This window comes from Microbispora hainanensis (genome assembly GCF_036186745.1).
Lineage (GTDB): Bacteria > Actinomycetota > Actinomycetes > Streptosporangiales > Streptosporangiaceae > Microbispora.
On record NZ_CP108086.1, the window covers coordinates 1,870,962 to 1,889,364 of the forward strand.

Sequence of the window (18,403 nt, forward strand, 5' to 3'; positions counted from 1 at the left end):
CCATATATGGATGGCGGCGGCTATCCGCGGGCGTGCTCCAGCGCCCAGGCGCAGATGGCGCCCAGCGGTTCGCGCAGCGTACGCCCCAGGTCGGTCAGCGCGTACTCCACATGCTGGGGCGCCGTGTCCTTGATGACCCGCCGTTCGACCATGCCGTCCTTCTCCAGGCCGCGCAGCGTCTCGGTCAGCACCTTCTGCGTGATGCCGGGCAGCCGCCGGCGCAGCCGGCTGTGCCTCTGGGGGCCGGCCAGCAGGGCGTAGATCACCAGCACCCGCCACTTCGCCGCGAACCGCTCAAGGGCCTGCCGCGTGGCGCAGCTCTCCTCCAGCGTGTCGGGAATCACGGGATCCATACGGCCCTCCTCCGTACGCCTGACTGATGGGCACCGCAAAGTGCCTTCTGGCCCGAAGAATCCGGCACGCCTAGCTTCTCAAGCATGAGCGATCTCGTCATCCACACCTACACGGCGGCGGAGCCGGGCCTGTTCGCCAACAGCTATCTGCTGGAGACGGCCGAGGGGGTGGTCCTCGTGGACGGCAACCTGCTCGTCTCCGACGCCCGGGCACTCGCGGCGCGCCTGGCCGCGCTCCGCAAGCCGCTGCTCGGAGCGTTCGTCACCCACGCACACCCCGACCACTTCAACGGCCTGCCGTACGTGGTGGACGAGGACGTGCCGGTGCACGCCTCGGTCGCGGTGGCGGAGACGATCGAGCGGATCGCCGTGCCCAAGCGGGAGCAGTGGCAGCCGGTGTACGGCGACGAGTGGCCCGACCGATATCGGGTGCCCGACCACCTGCTGAAGGACGGGGACATCATCGAGGTCGCCGGCCTGCGGGTCCAAGTGCGTGACCTTGGGCCGGCGGAGAGCCATGCCGACTCCTATGTCCTGGTGGAGGCGGGCGGCGAACGGGTGGCCTTCACGGGCGACCTGGCGTTCGGCGGGACGCACCCCTACACCGCGGACGGACACTCCACGGCCTGGCTGCACGTCCTCGACCGCGTCATCGACGAGTTGGACGGCCTGGTCCTCTACCCGGGCCACGGCTCCCCGAGCGACACCGGCATGTTCCTCCGGCAACGGCGATACCTGCTGCTCTACCGGGAGGTCGTACGGCGGCTCGCCGGGGACGGCGCCCCGCTGACGGATCGGCAGAAGCAGGAGCTGACCACGGTGATGACGGGCTTCCTGCCGGACGCGCCCCTGGAGTGGCTCATCGGCCTGGGCGCCGACGCGGTGGCCGCCGAACTGTCCACCCTGGCCACCACGTCTGGGGAGGCCGGACGATGACGACCACGGTGCGGACCGAGCGGGTCGCCTTCCCGGCGGCCGGTGTCGAGCTCGTCGGAGAGCTCAGGGTGCCCGAACGGCGCGAACCCTCGCCCGCCGTCGCCCTCACCGGGCCCTTCACCGGAGTGAAGGAACAGGTCACGGGCATGTACGCGGAGCGGCTCGCCCGGGCGGGCCTGGTCACCCTGGCCTTCGACCATCGGGGGTTCGGCGAGAGCGGAGGGCGCCGAGGGCACGAGGACAGCGCGGGCAAGCTCGCCGACCTGCGCGCCGCGGTGAGCCTGCTCGCCCGCCGGGCCGAGGTCGCCCCGGACCGGATCGGCCTCGTCGGGGTGTGCCTCGGCGGCGGGTACGCGGTGCGGGCGGCCGCCACCGACCCACGGGTGAAGGCGGTCGCCGGAATCGCCGGCGCCTACAACAGCCCGGCCTGGTTCGCCGAGCAGATGGGCGCCGACGCCTACCGGACCGCGCTCGCGCGTTTCCTCGACCGCTACGACGAGTATCTGCCCGCGGTGGCGCCCGGCGGCGGTGAGGCCGCGATGCCCGGTGACGAGCCGTACGCCTACTACGGCACCTCCCGCTCCGCCTCACCGCATTGGGACAACCGGGTGACCTGGGGGTCGCTCCATTCGCTGATGACGTTCGACGCACTCGGCGCGGCGCCACTGCTCGCCGCCACGCCGCTGCTCGTCGTCCACGGACGGGTCGACGCGTACTGCGCGCCCGAGCTGGCGGAGACCCTCATCCAGCGCAGCCCGGGAAAGAAGGAGACGCTCTGGCTCGACTGCCGCGAGCACATCGACCTGTACGACGTGGAGCCGCATGTCACGCGCGCCGCCGAGGCGACGGCGGACTTCCTGCATCGGCACCTGTGACAGCGAGGCCCGCCGTGTCAGGCGCTCGGGTCGCTCTCGGCCACCACCTCGGCGTCGCCGTACATCGCGTCATGCTGCTTGCGCGGGGCGCAGACGCTGGCCTTGGAGCAGGCGCAGCGGCGGCCGCCCTCGTTGAGGCGGACGATGACGGAGTCGGACGGCACGTTGTGGCCCACCACGGTGCCGGGGCCCTGCGGGGTGTCCACCGCGAGGCCGGTGCGCGGCGCCGACGCCCGGAACTCCTGATAGAGCGGGTGCTCGTACTTCAGGCAGCACATCAGCCGGCCGCAGGCGCCCGCGATCCTGAGCGGGTTGACCGGGAGGTCCTGGTCTTTGGCCATCCGCACCGAGACCGGCTCGAAGTCCTTGAGGAACGTCGCGCAGCACAGGTCGCGCCCGCAGGGGCCGATGCCGCCCTGCAGCCTGGCCTCGTCACGGGGGCCGATCTGGCGCAGCTCCACCCGGGCACGCAGGTTGCGGGCCAGGTCGCGCACGAGCGCCCGGAAGTCGACCCGGTGAGGCGCGGAGAAATACACGGTGTAGACGTTGTCGGCGTCCAGGTAGTCGACGCCGACAACCTTCATCGGCAGCTCGTGCCGTTTGATGAGGCGCTTGGACACGCTGCGTGCCTCCGCCCTGCGGCGGCGGTTGGTCTCGTCACGGGTCAGGTGCTCCTCGGCCGCGATGCCCTGGCAGACGGGCAGACCCTCGACGTCCTCGCTCACGTATTGCGGCGCCCACACGCACTCGGCGACCTCGGGCCCGGAGTCGGTCGGCACGAGGACCTTGTCGCCGACCTTGGGCGAGTGGCCGCCCGGATCGAGGTAGTAGAGCCGTCCGTAACGGGTGAAGCTCACGGCCATCATCATGCCCAAGCGCCGGCCCTCCTCGATCCGTACGGCTAACGCGTCCGAACCCACCATACGTGCCGTACGGCACCGGCAATCATCGCCTGTGGACAACCACAGCCGGACCGGGAGCCCCGGGTCGCCCGCGCACCTACGCGGGCGAGCGGAGCGCGAGGGTCATGGCCTCGACCGCGATCTGCGGGTTCACGTTGGCCGCCAGCCGCTCCCGGCACTTCATGATCGCGTCCGTACGGCGGAGCGTCTGCTCGGGGGTGGACGCCCGTGCGACGGCCTCCACCTCGTGCCTGCGGTCCTCGTTGGCCAGCTCGACGGAGGCCCCGAACTGCACAGCCAGCACGTCACGGTAGAACGCCACGAGTTCGAGCAGCGCGAGGTCGAGGGAGTCGCGCTTGATGCGGGTCGCCCGCGATTTCTGCATGGTCTCGAGCTCCTTGAGCGCGCCCGCGCCGCCCCGCACGAGGCCCTTGTTGAGCCCCTTACCGGACGAGCCCTCGCCGTAGACCTTGCGCAGCTCGGCCGTCTCGACCTCGTTCAGCGCGGTCGTGGCCGCGTCGGCGTCCTCGGTGGAGGTCTTCACCAGCCGCTCGGCGGCGGTGATGCACTCCGCCACCCCGGTCAGCGACCGGGGGATCGACAGCACGTCGTCGCGCCGGCGTCGGACCTCCTCGTCCAGCGCGAGCCGCCGCGCCCGGCCGATGTCGCCCTGGGCCGCCCGCGCGGCGTCGAGCGCCACGTCGTGGGGCACCCCGTCGCGGGTCACCAGGACGTTCGCGACCGCCTCGGTGGAGGGCGTGCCCAGCGTCACGACCCGGCAGCGCGAGCGGATCGTGATGATCATGTCGTCCGGTGAGGGCGCGCACAGCAGCCACACGGTCCGCGGCGGTGGTTCCTCGATGGCCTTGAGCAGCGCGTTGGCCGCCGCCTCCGTCACCCGGTCGGCGTCATCGAACAGCACGATCCGCCAGCGGCCGAGCGTGGGCGCCCCCGCCGCCTTGAGCACGAGCTCGCGGGTCTGCCGCACGCTGTACGACAGGCCCTCGGGCCGGACGAACGTGACGTCCGGGTGCGAGCCGACCTCGACCTGATGGCAGTCGTCACAGTGGCCGCAGCCCTGGTCGGGGCAGAGCAGCGAGGCCGCGAACGCCGTGGCGGCCGCGGACCGCAGGGCCGGCCCGGTGAACAGCCAGGCGTGCGTCATGCCCGCGCCGCGGCCTCCGGCGATGACGTCGGCGGCGGCCGACGCGGCCCGACGCATCACGTCGATCGCCCGGTCCTGCCCGATCAGGTCCCCGAAGACGGTCATGCGCGGCTACCCGAAGTCGCGGATGGCGGGCATCGTGCCGGTGGCCTCCTCGGCCTCCTGCGGCACCGGGTCAGGGAGGATCTCCCGCACCCGGTCCTGGATCAGGCGCGTCACCTCCCGCTGGTCCAGCGTGCCGTCCACCACGAGATAGCGGTCGGGGTCGGCCGCCGCCAGCGCCCGGAACTCGCGCCGCACCCGCTCGTGGAACTCCAGCGGCTCGGCCTCGATGCGGTCGGCGGGCGAGGCCATCCGCCGCAGCCCGACGGCGGGCGGCACGTCGATCAGCACGGTCAGGTCGGGGACGAGGCCGCCCGTCGCCCACCTGTTGATCCTCGCGACGTCCTCCGGGTCGAGCGACCGCCCGGCGCCCTGGTAGGCGAGCGACGAGTCCACGTACCTGTCGGAGATCACCGTCGAGCCGCGCCGCAGGGCAGGCCTGATGACCTTCTCCACGTGCTCGGCCCGGTCGGCGGCGTACAGCATCGCCTCGGCCCGTGGAGACAGGCCCTGATGGGCGGCGTCGAGCAGGATCGCCCGCAACCGCATGCCGACCTTGGTCGAGCCCGGCTCGCGGGTCTGCACGACGTCGAAGCCCTGATCACGCAGCCAGATCGCGAGCAGCCGCGACTGGGTGGTCTTGCCAGAGCCCTCGCCGCCTTCGAACGCGATGAACAGACCACGCTCGGGGTCCGTCTCCTCCGGCTCGAACCGCTGCCCGCGCAGGGCGGTCAGCAGGTCGACCGTGATGGGGATTCCCGGCCGGTCGTCCATGTGCCGCAGCGCGACCACCCCGACGGCGACCGCCAGCAGCGCGCCCAGCAGCAGCACGAGGTTGGTGCCGTCGAAGTGGTAGCTGATCCCGGCGAGCCCGAGGTCGTGCGTGCCGAACAGCGCGGCCAGCGTCGATGCCACCGCCACGACCAGCAGCAGCACCACCCGGGCGAGCGACTGCAGGAAGGAGAACGTGCGGCCGCGCAGCCCGTCCTCCACCTCCAGGCCGATCACGGTGTAGCCGATGATCCAGGCGATGCCGGCGCAGGCGCCCAGCACGACGGTCAGCACGACCACGATCACCAGGTTCTGGATCAGCGCGACGGCGGCCAGCGTCAGCCCCGCGAGCACGATCGACAACCCGAACAGCCGCCGCCTCGACAGGCCCTTCAGCAGCCGCAGGCCGAAGAACATGCCGAACGCCATGCCGAGGAAGACGGCGCAGAACACCGCGCCGTAGCCCGCGTCACCGCCGCCCAGGGTCTGCACGTACGCCTTGGCGACGCCGATGACGGCGCCCCCGGCGGCGAACGCCCCGAGCATGCCGATGATCAGGCCGCGTACGACGCGGTTGCCGCCGACGAACCGCCACCCTTCGGTGATCTGCCGCAGCACCGAGGGTGTGGACACGTGCCTGGTGTGGTTGTTCGGAATCGCCCGCAGCGTGAAGACCATCACGGCGGAGGCGAGATAGGCCAGCGCGTTGGCGTACAGCGCCACGCTGGTGGCCGCGACGTCGAACGAGGGCGCGGCGGCCGAGATCGTCGTGACCACGCCCGACACGATCGCGAACAGCGCCGCCGCCACGGGAGCGGTGCCGTACGTCACCAGGAGGTTGAGCTGGTTGGCCTCCTCCAGCCGCTCCTTGGGCACGAGGTTGGGCACCGTCGCGTCCTTGGCGGGCACCCAGAAGAGGTTCACGCACTCGACCAGGAACGTCGCGATGATCACCCACTGGTAGTTGCCGACCAGTGGGATCGACAGCACCACCGCGAACCTGGCGAGGTCGGCGACGACCATCGTCAGCCTGCGGTCGAACCGGTCGGCGACCGCTCCCGCGAGCGGGCCGAGCAGGATCGCGGGCAACATCTTGGCGACGAAGACGCCGCCGATGGCGAGGCTCTGCGCCTGGAAACCGGACCCCGCGGTCAGGTTTCCGGCCAGAGCGGTCAGCGCGATGATGTTGAGCCAGTCACCGAGGCTGCACGTCGCCATCGCCGTCCACAGCCTGCGGAACGACGCGTTCGCCAGCACGTGCGGCTGCTTGCGTCGCGCGGCGGCCCGGCCAGGGGTGCTCATGATGTCAGCGTATCCAGGTGCTCGCTGGGCTTGGGATGCGGACGAGCGGGCCGCTGGGGCCTGCCCGTCGCCTGAGGGTATTACGTCCGCCTCGTCCTCGCTGTCGAGATGGGCCCAATGCTCTATCCGGTTCCACTTCCGATGCCCCGGCGCGGTCAGCCGGGCAGCTCAGCGAGAGGACGCCAACCCCGTGATCGGTCCCGCTTCCGCGGATCCGGCGCGGCCGGTCGGCAGCTCGGCGAGGCGGCCCCAACGATCTGTCCGCTGCCGCCTCCGGGGTCCGGCGCGGTCAGGCGTGTAGCTCGATGAGGGTGATCTCGGGGGGCGCGCCCACGCGGACCGGCGGCCCCCAGAAGCCCGCCCCTCGTGTCACGTACACCTGGGTCTGGCCGCCGCCCGCGCGCGGCACGCTCGCCAGCCCCGACACCACGGGCTGCTGCAGCGGAACGAGCAGGTTGAACGGCGCCATCTGGCCACCGTGGGTGTGCCCGGACAGCTGGAGATCGACGCCGTGCGCGGCGGCCTGCGTCACCTGGACGGGCTGATGGGCCATGAGCACCACGGGCCGGTTCGCGTCGCGGCCTCCGAGCGCCTTGTCGAGATCCGGGCCGTCGCCGGACGGCACGCCGTTGAGGTCGTTGACGCCCGCGAGGTCAAGCACGGCTCCCCCGTGCCGGATCTCGACCCGCTCGTTGCGCAGCGGCCGGACGCCCAGCGAGCGCAACTCCTCGATCCATTCCTGGGGGCCCTCGGCGGTGTAGTACTCGTGATTGCCGGTCACGAAATATGCGCCATAGCGGGATTCGAGGGACTTGAGCGGCGTGGCCAGATGACCGAGCTCGGCGACCGTGCCGTCCACCAGGTCGCCCACGATCGTCACCGCGTCGGCCTCCAGGCCGTTGATCATCCGGACGATTCGCTCGGTGTGCCCCCGGCCGGTCAGCGGGCCGAGATGGATGTCGCTGACGACCGCGATGCGCAGCCCGCTCATCCGGGGATCGAGCCGGGGCAGGCGGATCGGCACCCGCTCGATCACCGGATCGCCGAGGGCCTCGCTCACGCCATAGCCGACGGTCGCGAGCGCTCCCACGGCCACGACCGCGGAGGCCGTACGGGAGATGAACAGCCGCCGGTCGAGCGCCGGCGGGTCCGCCTCGGCCCCCTCCGCCACCGGCCTGCCGGTCGTGGCCGTGCCCTGAGCGGCGGCGCCTCCCCCTGCCGCCGCACCGGCGAGGACCACCTCGTCCACCGGCACCGCCAGGACCGCCTCGTCCACGGGTGCCGCCTCTCCATCGGCCCGCTCGGCCGGAACGGCGGCTTCGGCCGTACGGCGGCGCCTGGACACGACGAACGTCGCGACCGCCCGGGGCACCTCCATCACCAGGCCCAACACGAACAGGTAGAACATGACGGCCAGCCACAGATAACCGGGCCAGGCCACGACCCGCTCCACGTCCATGCCGAGGCCGAGCCGGCTCCCGCCAAAGGTCACCACCATCAGGGCGGCGAGGACCACGAGCGCCCACGTCAGCACCCGGCGCGAACGTGATCCCGGCGTCGTCGACGCCCTGACCAGCCTCCGCCACAGGTAGGCGTGCACGACCACGACGGCCACCAGAATCATGCCCACGAACCCCACGAGAACTCCCCTCGACCGGCGGCGATCAAGGGCCGGCTGACGACGATGCTATGAGCTCGCAGCGACAGCCGCGTCCGTTGTCCACAGCCGGGCTCCATCTGTGGACAACTCGCGAAGCCCCGCCGGGGCAGGCCACCGCGCCTGTGACGGTCCCTGGGCAGGCCACCGCCTGCGGGAAGGGCGCGCGCGGCCTCGTCCAGGCAGGACACCCCGCCCGGGACCTCGCCCGGGACCTCGCCCGGGCGGGGAACCTCACACCGCGCTCAGGGCAGTGCCATCACGCGCGAGCGCACCTGAGCGGGGTGCCCGCCACCGCGCCCGGGCAACCCACCCCGCTCACCACGGCACGTGCGACGGCATCAGCCACCGCACGTGCCACCGCAGCAGAGAACGCGCGAACCGCGCCCCTGATGGGAGCGCGGTTCGCGGTGACAGGCGACCGGCGAAGACCCTCGGTCAGTGGAGAACCGGGATCAGTGGAAAACCGGTCAGGACTTCGCTGCGGGCTTCTTCGTGGTGGTCCTGGCCCGGGTCGTGCGCTTGGGGGCAGGTGCCCGCTCCCGCCGTTCGGCCAGCAGCTCCGCCGCCCGCTCCAGCGTGATGTCCTCGACCGTGTCGCCCTTGCGCAGGGACGCGTTGGTCTCGCCGTCGGTGACGTACGGACCGAAGCGGCCCTCCTTCACCACGACCGGCTTCTTGGAGTTCGGGTCCTCGCCCAGCTCACGAAGGGGCGGCGCGGCGGCGGCACGGCCACGCCCGCGGGCCTTCGGCTGCGCGAACAGCTCCTTGGCCTGCTCGATCGTGATCGTCAGCAGGTCCTCCTCGGACGGCAGCGACCGCGAGTCGGTGCCCTTCTTGATGTAGGGCCCGAACTTGCCGTTCTGCGCGGTCACCTCCTCGCCGTCGATCTCGCCGACGACCCGCGGAAGCTGGAGCAGCTTCAGCGCCTGCTCCAGCGTGATCGTGTCCAGGTCCATCGACTTGAACAGCGAGCTGGTCCGCGGCTTGGGAGCGTCCGCCTTCTTCGTCCGCTTCTTGCCGTCCTCCGGCGCCGGCTCCTCGGGCAGGATCTCCGTGACGTACGGGCCATAACGGCCGTCCTTGGCCACGATCTTCCGGCCGGTCGCGGGGTCGACGCCCAGCTCGCGGTCGCCGCTCGGACGCGAGAACAGCTCCTCGGCCTTCTCGGCGGTCAGCTCGTCCGGCGCCATGTCCTCCGGGATGTTCACCCGGGCGCCGTCGCGGTCGAGGTAGGGCCCGTAGCGGCCGACCCTGATCACGATGTCCGTCCCCTTGATCGGGAACGAGCTGATCTCCTTGGCGTCGATCTCGTTGAGGTCGGTGACCATCTCCTTCAGGCCCTCGTCGCCGTCCTCGCCGCCGAAGTAGAAGCGGCGCAGCTCGGGCACCCGCTCGGCGCGGTTGTTGGCGATGTCGTCGAGGACCTTCTCCATCTCGGCCGTGAAGTCGTAGTCGACCAGGTTGCCGAAGTGCTGTTCGAGCAGGTTGACCACGGCGAACGCCAGGAACGACGGCACCAGGGCGGTGCCCTTCTTGAACACGTAGCCCCGGTCGAGGATCGTTCCGATGATCGACGCGTACGTCGACGGACGCCCGATCTCCCGGTCTTCCAGCTCCTTGACCAGCGACGCCTCGGTGTAGCGCGCGGGCGGCTTGGTCGAGTGCCCGAGCGCGCTCAGCTCGGCCGCCGTGAGCCGGTCGCCCTCGGCCAGCGCCGGCAGGCGCTTCTCCGAGTCGTCCCGGTCGGTCGAGGGGTCGTCCGCGCCCTCGACGTACGCCTTGAGGAAGCCGTGGAAGGTGATCGTCCGGCCGGTGGCGCTGAACTCGACGTTCTCTCCGGCGCTGGACGTGCCGCCGACCTTGACCGACACCGACTCGCCGACCGCGTCCTTCATCTGGGACGCGACCGTACGCTGCCAGATCAGCTCGTACAGCCGGAACATGTCCCCGGACAGGCCGGTCTCACCCGGCGTGCGGAACTCCTCGCCGGACGGCCGGATGGCCTCGTGCGCCTCCTGGGCGTTCTTCACCTTGCTGGTGTATACGCGCGGCTTGTCCGGCACGTACGCCGAGCCGTACAGCTTGATCGCCTGGCTGCGGGCGGCGGCGACGGCGGTCTCCGACAGCGTGATGCTGTCGGTTCGCATGTAGGTGATGTAGCCGTTCTCGTAGAGCCGCTGGGCCACCTGCATCGTGTATTTGGCGGAGAAGCCCAGCTTGCGGCTCGCCTCCTGCTGCAGCGTGGTCGTCCGGAACGGCGCGTACGGCTTGCGCGTGTACGGCTTGCGCTCGACCGACCGCACGGCGTAATCCACGCCCTCCAGCCGGCCGGCGAGGGCCGTCGCGGCGGCCTCGTCGAGGTGGAGGACGTCGGAGCTCTTCAGCTTGCCGGTGGAGGCGAAGTCGCGGCCCTGGGCCACGCGCCTGCCGTCCACGCCGGTCAGCGTCGCGGAGAACGTCCGGGGGTCGTCGCCCGCCCGGCCGGTGTCGAACAGCGCCTGAAGATCCCAGTAGTTGGCGGCCGTGAACGCCATCCGCTCGCGCTCGCGCTCCACCACCAGCCGGGTCGCGACCGACTGAACACGACCGGCGGAAAGCCGCGGCTTGACCTTCTTCCACAGGACCGGGCTGACCTCGTAGCCGTACAGGCGGTCGAGGATGCGCCGGGTCTCCTGGGCGTCGACCAGACGGAGGTTCAGGTCACGGGGGTTGGAGACCGCGTCCCTGATCGCGTGCGGGGTGATCTCGTGGAACACCATGCGGTGCACGGGGATCTTGGGCTTCAGCACCTCGCGGAGGTGCCACGCGATGGCCTCGCCCTCCCGGTCCTCGTCGGTCGCGAGGTAGAGCTCGTCGGCTTCCTTGAGGAGCTGCTTGAGCTTGGACACCTGCGACTTCTTGTCCGGGTTAACGACGTAGAGCGGCTCGAACTCGTGGTCGACGTTCACCCCGAGGCGGGCCCAGGCCTCCTCCTTGTACTTCTCCGGGATGTCATCGGCCTTCTCCGGAAGATCGCGGATGTGGCCGATGCTCGACTCGACGATGTAGCCGCGCCCGAGGTACCCGGCGATCGTCTTCGCCTTCGCGGGCGATTCCACGATCACCAGGCGGGTTCCGCCGGCGTTGCCGTTGTTGGCTGGCACGCTGCTTCCTACCTCGCTGTCCGCTGTCATTCCCCGTGCTGCCGGGCTTCGTACTCCCGGCTCATGACACCCTCGTCGTCCGGGCCGGAGGCTCCTACCCCCTGGGGGCGCCGACGAGGCGCCGCTTTGAAGGTACCTGCCGCCGCACGTTCCTCCCCCTCGGGCTACCCGGTTATGTCCGGGAATGTAACCCGCCTGGCGCTGTTATCCACGGAGACGCAGAATAGAGCCCAACGAGTTCCCTAGCACGCCCCGGAGACCAATGGCAGTGCTCGACTACTCCTATCTGGACCTGTATCTCCCTCGGGACACCCCTCGCGAGGCGGCGAGGCAGATGCTCACGGAGCATGCCGAGCACGGAGATTGGGAGCTGGAGCGGTTACGCCTTTATCCCGACGGCAGCAGGCGCGTCCGGCTGCGTCGGAAGATCATACGGGCCGCACGGACCATGTGACCCCAGGTGCCGCGGACGCCACGGTCAAAACGGCTTTGCTCATCCGCAATCTCGTTGCAGTCATGGCCGTAAGTGCTCCCATCTGTCTTGAAACAGTACCGGACAAAAGGGCTTTGCCCGCCCCGGGCCGCGCCCCCGGAACGGGCAAAGCGATCATGCCTCCTCCACTGGTGGTGGGGGGCGTCCTGGTCGCCCGCGCCGGAAGCGTCTGGCAGACGCTCCCCGGCGCGGGCGAGTGATATCCCTCGCCTCCGTCAGCCGCGCGCCGCCCGATCGCTCCGTACGGCCGTCGCCGCCGGAGGCGTTCCGAGCCGTCACGCGCGGCCGTACGACTACTTGCGGCCGAACCGGAAGCGGCGGGTGACGGCGAACAGGCTCGCCGAGGCGGCGAACATGGCGCCGAGGGCCAGAGCGAGGAGCGACGCCGGGTTCATCCCGGTCAGGCCGACGGGCTGCTCGGCGCTCATCAGGTTGAGCGGCAGCAGGCCGTCGGTGCTCTTGCCGAGGTCGCCGGTCGGGAGGCCGCGCGTCGCGTCCTCCAGCGTCTTGGCGGCGGGCAGCGAGCGGGTCGCGCCGTCGAGCGTGCCGCCGACCTTGGAGACGGCCGCGGGGGTGCTGCCGGCCTTCTTGCCCTTGGCGTCGGAGACGACGGGCAGGCTCGGCGTCTCCGGCAGGCCCAGCATGTTCGGCAGGTCGCCGACGACGGGAGCGGTCGGGGTGGCGGCGGCGCTCATCGGCTGCACCGTCTGCTTGCCCGACAGCACCGACGCGCCCGGCATGGCGGGCATGACCCCGGCGCGGGCGGCCTTGTGCTGCGGGAAGCCCCCGGAGCCGTGACGCTTCCAGCCGCCGCCCACCTGGGCGCCGCCGAGGCACCCCGCGGCGGCGTCGCCGAGCACGGCCACCGAGTTGCCGCAGATGTTGATCGGAGCGGTGATCGGGGCGACGATCTGGTTGCCCGCGAGGATCCCGTGCCGGCCCGAGGTGATGTTGCCGCCCGCCCCGGCGCCGCCGCCGAGGACCGAGGCGCCGCCCTGGCAGCCCGCGTGGGACTTGCCGATGACGGCCACCGCGTTGCCGCAGACGTTGATCGGAGCGGTGATCGGCGCGACGACCTGGTTGCCGCCCAGGATCGAGCCGTGGCCGGACGTGACGTTGCCGCCCGCGCCCCGGACGCCGTGCTTGCTCCAGCCGCCGACGATCGTCGCGCCGCCGCGGCAGCCCGCGAAGGCGTCGCCCGCGATCGCGATGGCGTTGCCGCAGACGTTGATCGGCACCGTGATCGGCGCGACGACCTGGTTGCCGCCCCCGATGCTGTGCACACCGCTGGTGCGGTTGCCGCCCGCGCCTCCGCCGGACCAGCCGCCGTGGCCGCCCTTGCCCCAGTGACCGCCCTTGCCCCCGTGGCCGTGGCCGCCCTTGCAGCTGCCCGAGCCGTTGCCGCAGACGTCGATCGGCGTGATGATCGGCGAGATCACCTGGGTGCCGCCGCCCACGGCGTAGCGGCCGTCGGTGTCGTGGCCGGTCGATCCGGGACGGTTCCAGTGACCGCCTCCCTTGTGACCGCCCCCGTTGTGACCGCCCCCGTTGTGACCGCCGTACCCGCCGTGGCCGTGGCCGCCCTTGCCTCCGTGGCCGTGACCACCCTTGCCCCCGTGGCCGCCCTTGCCGCCGGAGCCGCCCACGGACGAGCCTCCGGTGCAGCCCGAGAACGCCTTGCCGATGGCCGCGACGGAGTTGCCGCAGACGTTGATCGGAGCGGTGATCGGCGCGACGACCTGGTTGCCGCCCAGGATCGAGCCGTGTCCGCTGGTGCGGTTGCCGCCGGCGCGGACGACGTCACGGCCGCCGCCGACGAAGGCGCCGCCGCGGCATCCGGCGGTGGCGTTGCCGAAGACGGCGATCGAGTTGCCGCACAGGTTGATCGGAGCGGTGATCGGCGCGACGACCTGGTTGCCGCCCCCGATGCTGTGCACACCGCTGGTGCGGTTGCCGCCCGCGTTACCGCGCCGTCCCGGGCTCTTGACGGCCGCGCCGCCACGGCAGCTCGCGTCCGACTTGCCGATGACCGACACCGCGTTGCCGCAGGCGTTGACCGGGATGTTGATCGGCGCTTCGACCTGGTTGCCGCCGAGGATGCTGCCCGCTCCGGAGGTCTTGTTCTCTCCGGCGCCCACGCCCGCGCCCTGCACGACCGCGCCGCCCTGGGAGGAGGCCCGTGACTGGCCGATGACGGCCACCGCGTTGCCGCTGATGTCGATCGGCAGGGTCACCGGTATGTCGATCTGGTTGCCGCCGAGCACCGAGTGACTGCCGTCGGTGTCGGCGAGAGCCGTACCGCTGCCAAGGGCCATGACGCCGGCGGCCAGAAACGCCGCGGAGGTCGAGCCCTTCGCCCACGTTCGCATGATGAATGCTCCTAGTGGTTCTTCTTAGGGGGTTACCTGACAGCTCGTGACGCGAGTCCGGGCCGCATGAGCACAGCGGAGCCGTAGGACGGTCACGAGGATGGGAAATTCCGCGTCACCCGCGGGAGCCTGCCGCCCGGGCACCACGAGCGAGGGCAGGCGGTGGCACCGGTCGCCGTACGACGGGGACCGGCGCTGAAGCGGGATCAGTCAGGAGAGAAAGACGGGTCGTCCGCCGCTGTGCGGACAACCGGGGGAACAACCGCCGCCAGAGGGGCGGGCAGCTTGGTGAAGCGCGGTTCGAACACTTCCCGCGCGACATCCCCGAACAGGATGCTTCCACCGCTCGACTGCGGGACCAGGCCCTGGTCTGCGGGCGCGTGGTCCGCGGTGGAGGGTGGGGGGAGCAGCGGCTTCGACTGGCTGGTGAGCCCGTCGACCGTGCGCCCCGCCATCGCCTCGGCGTTCACCGAGACGTCGTGCGCCACCGTGGGGAAACCGTCGGTGATCTTCCCGTGGGACCCGGCCCCGCCCGGCGAGGGCGGCAGACCGAGATCCGGACCTGAGAGACGATCGGGAAGAACCGACCCGGCGACGTCATGTGAGGGTGTGGTCCCGGCCACGGACATCGCCGTGCCGAAGACACCGAAGAACAGGCCGAGCAGCCATCCGGCGGCGATCAGCCCGCCGACGACCAACAGGCGACCCAGACGGGAGCCGGCCGCGAACCGCGCCATCCGGCCCCGCTTCGCAGAGCCGGGAGACGTGACGCGCACGCCGGGAACGGCGGAGGGCGAGCCCGCCCTGCGCTGTTCCTGCGACGTGCGCGTCACGCGACCTCCCCAAACCGCTGAGTCAACAGTCCGCCGGGCCTATCCGGTGCGGATCAACCCCCAACGGAGAGTTACTGTAGCGGCACGGCACGTGATCGCAAGAGCTTTCTCAGCAGTATTCGAGGAAACGGTCAAGGACCCGGACGCCAAACCGGAGAGAATCAACCGGAACCCGCTCGTCGACGCCATGGAACATCCCGGAGAAGTCCAAGTCTTCGGGAAGCCGCAGCGGCGCGAAGCCGTACCCGCTGATGCCGAGGCGGCTGAACGCCTTGAGGTCGGTGCCGCCGCTCAGCGTGTACGGCACGGCCCGCGAGCCGGGGTCCTCCTCCTGCAGCGCGTCGGCCATCGCCTTGACCAGCGTGCCCTTGAAGGGGGTCTCGACCGCCACGTCGTGATAGACGAACTCCCTGGTCACGTTGGGCCCGAGCAGCTCGTCGACGGTCTGGAAGAACTCGTCCTCATAGCCCGGCAGGAACCTGCCGTCCACGTGCGCGGTCGCGATCTGGGGGATCACGTTCGCCTTGTATCCGGACTGCAGCATGGTCGGGTTGGTCGTGTTGCGGAGGGTGGCGCCGATCATCCGGGCGAGCGGCCCGAGCGTGGCCACCGCCGCCTCCGCGTCCTCCGCCTTGACCTCCTTGCCGAAGACCTCCTCGAAGAACGCCTGCACCGTGGGGGTGAGGCGCACCGGCCACTTGTGACGGCCGATCCGGCCGACCGCCTCGGCGAGCTCGGTCACGGCGTTGTCGTCGTTGAGCATCGAGCCGTGCCCGGCCCTGCCCCTGGCGGTCAGGCGCATCCAGGCGATGCCCTTCTCCGCCGCCTCGATCAGGTAGAGCCGGCCCTTCTCGGTGGTCACGCTGAAGCCGCCCACCTCGCCGATGGCCTCGGTGCAGCCCTCGAAGACCTCCGGATGCCGCTGCGCCAGCCACTGGGCGCCGTAGTGGCCCCCGGCCTCCTCGTCGGCGGTGAAGACGAGGACGACATCCCTGGGCGGCCTGCGCCCCTCGCTCAGGCGCCGCCGTACGACGGCGAGGATCATCGCGTCCATGTCCTTCATGTCGACCGCGCCGCGGCCCCAGACACAGCCGTCGGCGATCTCGCCGCTCAGCGGGTGGTGGGTCCAGTCGGCCGCGTCGAACGGCACGACGTCCAGATGGCCGTGGAGAACGAGGGCGTCCCTGCTCGGGTCGGCGCCCTCGACGCGGGCGACCACGTTCGCCCGCCCGCGGTCGGATTCGAGGATCCGCGGCTCCAGGCCGACCTCCGCCAGCTTGCCGGCCACGTATTCCGCGGCCTCGCGTTCCCCGGGCCCCGCGTTGTCCCCCGCGTTGACCGAGTCGATGCGGATCAGGTCGCGGCACAGCTCCGCGACCTCGTCCTCCCCGTAGCGTGGGGTCATTACGCCTCCTCCTGCCGGGCAGGCCCATGCGGGGACCGGCCCGCCTTTCCCGTCGTACGGCTCGCGCCTCCATCCTGCCGCCGTACAGGGGTGACGTTCACCCCCGGGCTCCCGGGAACCGCGCCGGAGCGGATTCCCGGTATGAAGCAGGGCGCAGAGAGTGCTAACCTGTATCAGCCGACGCGGGATGGCGATCCTGCGTGAGGCACCACGTCCGGGTGGCGGAATAGGCAGACGCGCTAGCTTGAGGTGCTAGTGCCCAGTGATGGGCATGGGGGTTCAAGTCCCCCCTCGGACACGCACTCTGGTACATGTTGGGCCTGGCCTCAACTGCGACCACTCTCTCCAGGGGGTCGTAGACGAGGTGCAGGCCCATCTGCGTATAGAGGTCGTTCCGGTCGGCAGGGTCCGCCTTCTTGATGACCTTGGCCATCTCGGCCAACCGAGGGATCATCTCTGCGATCTCCTTTTCACTGATCTCCCTCTTCCTGGTAATGGCCCGTAGCTGGCCCTCTGCCTTCAGCCGCTCGGCTCGGGTCTCGGCCATCCACTTGCCGATCTCCTGGGGGTCTCCACCCGCGTCCAGAGTCGTCCGGTAGCGGGCCATCCGACGGTCGCAGTCATCGATGGTCCGCTTGGCTGTATCGATGGCGACGCGGTCTGCCTCGCTGTTCTGGACATCGAGCAGGGTCTCGACCGTCCGCTGAAGGTTGGCTGGTGTGAAGATCCGGCAGAGCCAGGGGTCCAACTCGTCGAGGATCTGGTCCTCCCGGACATAGACCGTGCGCGGGTGGTCGATCTTGTTGGCCACCGCGTATTCGGTCGGGAACTTGCACCGGTAGTGCGGCCTGCCGTTGTTCCAGCTGCCTTCCATCCGCCGCGTGCAGACGCAGCAGTACAGCAGGCCGCGGAGCACGTACGGACGCGGTGTCCTGCGCGGCTTCCGCTCCGTCGCGGGCCGCTCCTCCGCGGACAGCAGAGCCTGGGCCCGCTCGAACGTCTCGATGTCCACGATCGGCTCGTGCACAATCTTCTCGGACCAGACCCACTGGCTGGCGGGATTCCACTTGAGCTTGGTGATGTGTCCCTGCGTGACGTCGTGCACGTCCAGCAGCTCTTCCTGCTTGCGCTGCTTGTTCCAGACCTGGCGGCCGGTGTAGCGGGGGTTGAGGAGAATGGCCCGTACCGCCGACTTCGACCAGGCGATCCCGCTGCGATGGCGGTTTCTGGCCCGGTCGTAGGCGGAGGGGCACGGGATGCCCTCCTTGGTGAGCCCTTCGGCGATCAGGTAGAGCCCTTTACCGTGGAGGAACTCCCAGAAAATTCGGCCCACGATGGGAGCGGTCGCCGGGTCGGGCTCCAACCGGCGTAGGCGCTTGCCGTCGGCGGCCTTGCTCGGATTGGGATGCGGCCCGACGTCCACGAGGCGGTAGCCGTACGGCGGGCGGCCCCCGAGGAAGCGCCCCTCGATCTTGGCCTGTGCCTCCATGGTGGTGCGGACGCGCATCTTGATCCGGTTGCGCTCGCCCTTGCTGATCCCGCCGAACATCAACATGATCAGCTCGTGAGCCTCGTTGGTCGGGTCGATCGGTCCGCCGACCTCCGGCACCCACAGGGGCACTCCGTAGTGGTTGAAGAGCTCGAAGGTGTTGCCGAACTGGTTGCCGTAGAAGGCTCGCTGGGGCTCACCGACCACGACGGCGTCGAACCCCCGGTTGGGGTTGCGCAGCTCGTCGAGCAGGATCGCGGCCTGCGGCCTACGCTGCGGCGGGATCGATCGCGACTTGTCGATGTCGAAGAACTCCGCGACGATCACGCCGCCGCGTGGCTCGATCAGTGCGCGTGACCGGGACAGCTGCCAGTTCCGCGACGAGGCGGGATCCTGGTTGTCCTCCGTGGACACTCGCCCCCAGAAGGCGAACGGGATCATTCAGCATTCCTCTCTTCCCGCTGACGCTTGGTCAGCTCCGCGTGGCTTTTCACCTGACTTGGCTCACGTTTCAAGATTGTCGCTGAGCGCGAGGCGTTGACCTCGTGGTTCCCCGTCGGGAACGGCGAAAAGTGCGCACTAAATCGATCATGTCTCTACCCTGG

At 70.5% G+C, this 18,403-nt stretch carries 12 protein-coding genes, 1 tRNA gene and 1 pseudogene; 4 read left to right on the top strand and 10 right to left on the bottom strand.

The window, feature by feature from the left end; all coding sequences use genetic code 11:
* Positions 1 to 20: 20 nt before the first annotated feature.
* Entirely contained in the window at positions 21 to 353 is a 333-nt protein-coding gene (locus tag OHB01_RS08505; protein ID WP_142651885.1) for a winged helix-turn-helix transcriptional regulator, read from the bottom strand.
* 84 nt (positions 354 to 437) lie between these two features.
* Here OHB01_RS08505 and OHB01_RS08510 point away from each other — a divergent pair, with 84 nt between their 5' ends.
* Both OHB01_RS08510 and OHB01_RS08515 read left to right on the top strand, forming a co-directional pair.
* Positions 438 to 1,289, top strand: a complete 852-nt coding sequence (locus OHB01_RS08510) for an MBL fold metallo-hydrolase (RefSeq protein WP_142651886.1) — start codon at positions 438 to 440, stop codon at positions 1,287 to 1,289.
* On the top strand, positions 1,286 to 2,164 hold the full coding sequence (locus OHB01_RS08515; RefSeq protein ID WP_328708921.1) for an alpha/beta hydrolase: 879 nt from the start codon (positions 1,286 to 1,288) through the stop codon (positions 2,162 to 2,164). The genes OHB01_RS08510 and OHB01_RS08515 overlap by 4 nt, the downstream gene beginning before the upstream one ends.
* A gap of 17 nt (positions 2,165 to 2,181) precedes the next feature.
* On the opposite strand, the gene OHB01_RS08520 is transcribed toward OHB01_RS08515, so the two are convergent.
* From OHB01_RS08520 to topA, 5 genes are all read right to left on the bottom strand, one after another.
* Positions 2,182 to 3,027: a PSP1 domain-containing protein gene (locus OHB01_RS08520; RefSeq protein WP_396691559.1), complete on the bottom strand. Its 846-nt coding sequence runs from the start codon at positions 3,025 to 3,027 to the stop codon at positions 2,182 to 2,184.
* 136 nt (positions 3,028 to 3,163) lie between these two features.
* Positions 3,164 to 4,336, bottom strand: a complete 1,173-nt coding sequence (locus OHB01_RS08525) for a DNA polymerase III subunit delta' (protein WP_142651888.1) — start codon at positions 4,334 to 4,336, stop codon at positions 3,164 to 3,166.
* Between the two features lie 6 nt (positions 4,337 to 4,342).
* Complete coding sequence (tmk, locus tag OHB01_RS08530; protein ID WP_142651889.1) at positions 4,343 to 6,406, bottom strand: dTMP kinase; 2,064 nt, start codon at positions 6,404 to 6,406, stop codon at positions 4,343 to 4,345.
* 289 nt (positions 6,407 to 6,695) lie between these two features.
* The gene (locus tag OHB01_RS08535; RefSeq protein WP_328710944.1) at positions 6,696 to 8,030 is read right to left on the bottom strand and encodes a metallophosphoesterase; all 1,335 of its coding nucleotides are present in this window, start codon (positions 8,028 to 8,030) and stop codon (positions 6,696 to 6,698) included.
* 503 nt (positions 8,031 to 8,533) lie between these two features.
* Entirely contained in the window at positions 8,534 to 11,209 is a 2,676-nt protein-coding gene (gene topA, locus OHB01_RS08540) for a type I DNA topoisomerase (protein WP_260617532.1), read from the bottom strand.
* Between the two features lie 262 nt (positions 11,210 to 11,471).
* Here topA and OHB01_RS08545 point away from each other — a divergent pair, with 262 nt between their 5' ends.
* Complete coding sequence (locus tag OHB01_RS08545; RefSeq protein ID WP_205831154.1) at positions 11,472 to 11,663, top strand: DUF5703 family protein; 192 nt, start codon at positions 11,472 to 11,474, stop codon at positions 11,661 to 11,663.
* Positions 11,664 to 11,995: 332 nt separating this feature from the next.
* Here OHB01_RS08545 and OHB01_RS08550 read toward each other — a convergent pair whose 3' ends face one another.
* The 3 genes from OHB01_RS08550 to OHB01_RS08560 form a co-directional block, all read right to left on the bottom strand.
* Positions 11,996 to 14,071: a chaplin gene (locus OHB01_RS08550; RefSeq protein WP_328855189.1), complete on the bottom strand. Its 2,076-nt coding sequence runs from the start codon at positions 14,069 to 14,071 to the stop codon at positions 11,996 to 11,998.
* Between the two features lie 206 nt (positions 14,072 to 14,277).
* Complete coding sequence (locus tag OHB01_RS08555) at positions 14,278 to 14,904, bottom strand: hypothetical protein (RefSeq protein ID WP_142651892.1); 627 nt, start codon at positions 14,902 to 14,904, stop codon at positions 14,278 to 14,280.
* A gap of 109 nt (positions 14,905 to 15,013) precedes the next feature.
* Positions 15,014 to 16,309: a M20/M25/M40 family metallo-hydrolase gene (locus tag OHB01_RS08560; RefSeq protein WP_328855190.1), complete on the bottom strand. Its 1,296-nt coding sequence runs from the start codon at positions 16,307 to 16,309 to the stop codon at positions 15,014 to 15,016.
* A gap of 212 nt (positions 16,310 to 16,521) precedes the next feature.
* Between OHB01_RS08560 and OHB01_RS08565 the strand changes: the two genes are divergently transcribed.
* Positions 16,522 to 16,607: transfer RNA gene (locus OHB01_RS08565), tRNA-Leu, on the top strand.
* Between the two features lie 684 nt (positions 16,608 to 17,291).
* Here the strand turns inward: OHB01_RS08565 and OHB01_RS39880 are convergent.
* Positions 17,292 to 18,239: pseudogene (locus OHB01_RS39880) on the bottom strand (recombinase family protein); the annotation flags it as partial.
* Positions 18,240 to 18,403: the final 164 nt, after the last annotated feature.

Excerpts from the sequence above, each read along its gene's own strand:
- OHB01_RS08505 (WP_142651885.1), bottom strand. The coding sequence starts at position 353 with ATGGATCCCGTGATTCCCGACACGCTGGAGGAGAGCTGCGCCACGCGG.
- OHB01_RS08510 (WP_142651886.1), top strand. The coding sequence starts at position 438 with ATGAGCGATCTCGTCATCCACACCTACACGGCGGCGGAGCCGGGCCTG.
- OHB01_RS08515 (WP_328708921.1), top strand. The coding sequence starts at position 1,286 with ATGACGACCACGGTGCGGACCGAGCGGGTCGCCTTCCCGGCGGCCGGT.
- OHB01_RS08520 (WP_396691559.1), bottom strand. The coding sequence starts at position 3,027 with ATGGCCGTGAGCTTCACCCGTTACGGACGGCTCTACTACCTCGATCCG.
- OHB01_RS08525 (WP_142651888.1), bottom strand. The coding sequence starts at position 4,336 with ATGACCGTCTTCGGGGACCTGATCGGGCAGGACCGGGCGATCGACGTG.
- tmk (WP_142651889.1), bottom strand. The coding sequence starts at position 6,406 with ATGAGCACCCCTGGCCGGGCCGCCGCGCGACGCAAGCAGCCGCACGTG.
- OHB01_RS08535 (WP_328710944.1), bottom strand. The coding sequence starts at position 8,030 with ATGATTCTGGTGGCCGTCGTGGTCGTGCACGCCTACCTGTGGCGGAGG.
- OHB01_RS08545 (WP_205831154.1), top strand. The coding sequence starts at position 11,472 with ATGGCAGTGCTCGACTACTCCTATCTGGACCTGTATCTCCCTCGGGAC.
- OHB01_RS08550 (WP_328855189.1), bottom strand. The coding sequence starts at position 14,071 with ATGCGAACGTGGGCGAAGGGCTCGACCTCCGCGGCGTTTCTGGCCGCC.
- OHB01_RS08560 (WP_328855190.1), bottom strand. The coding sequence starts at position 16,309 with ATGACCCCACGCTACGGGGAGGACGAGGTCGCGGAGCTGTGCCGCGAC.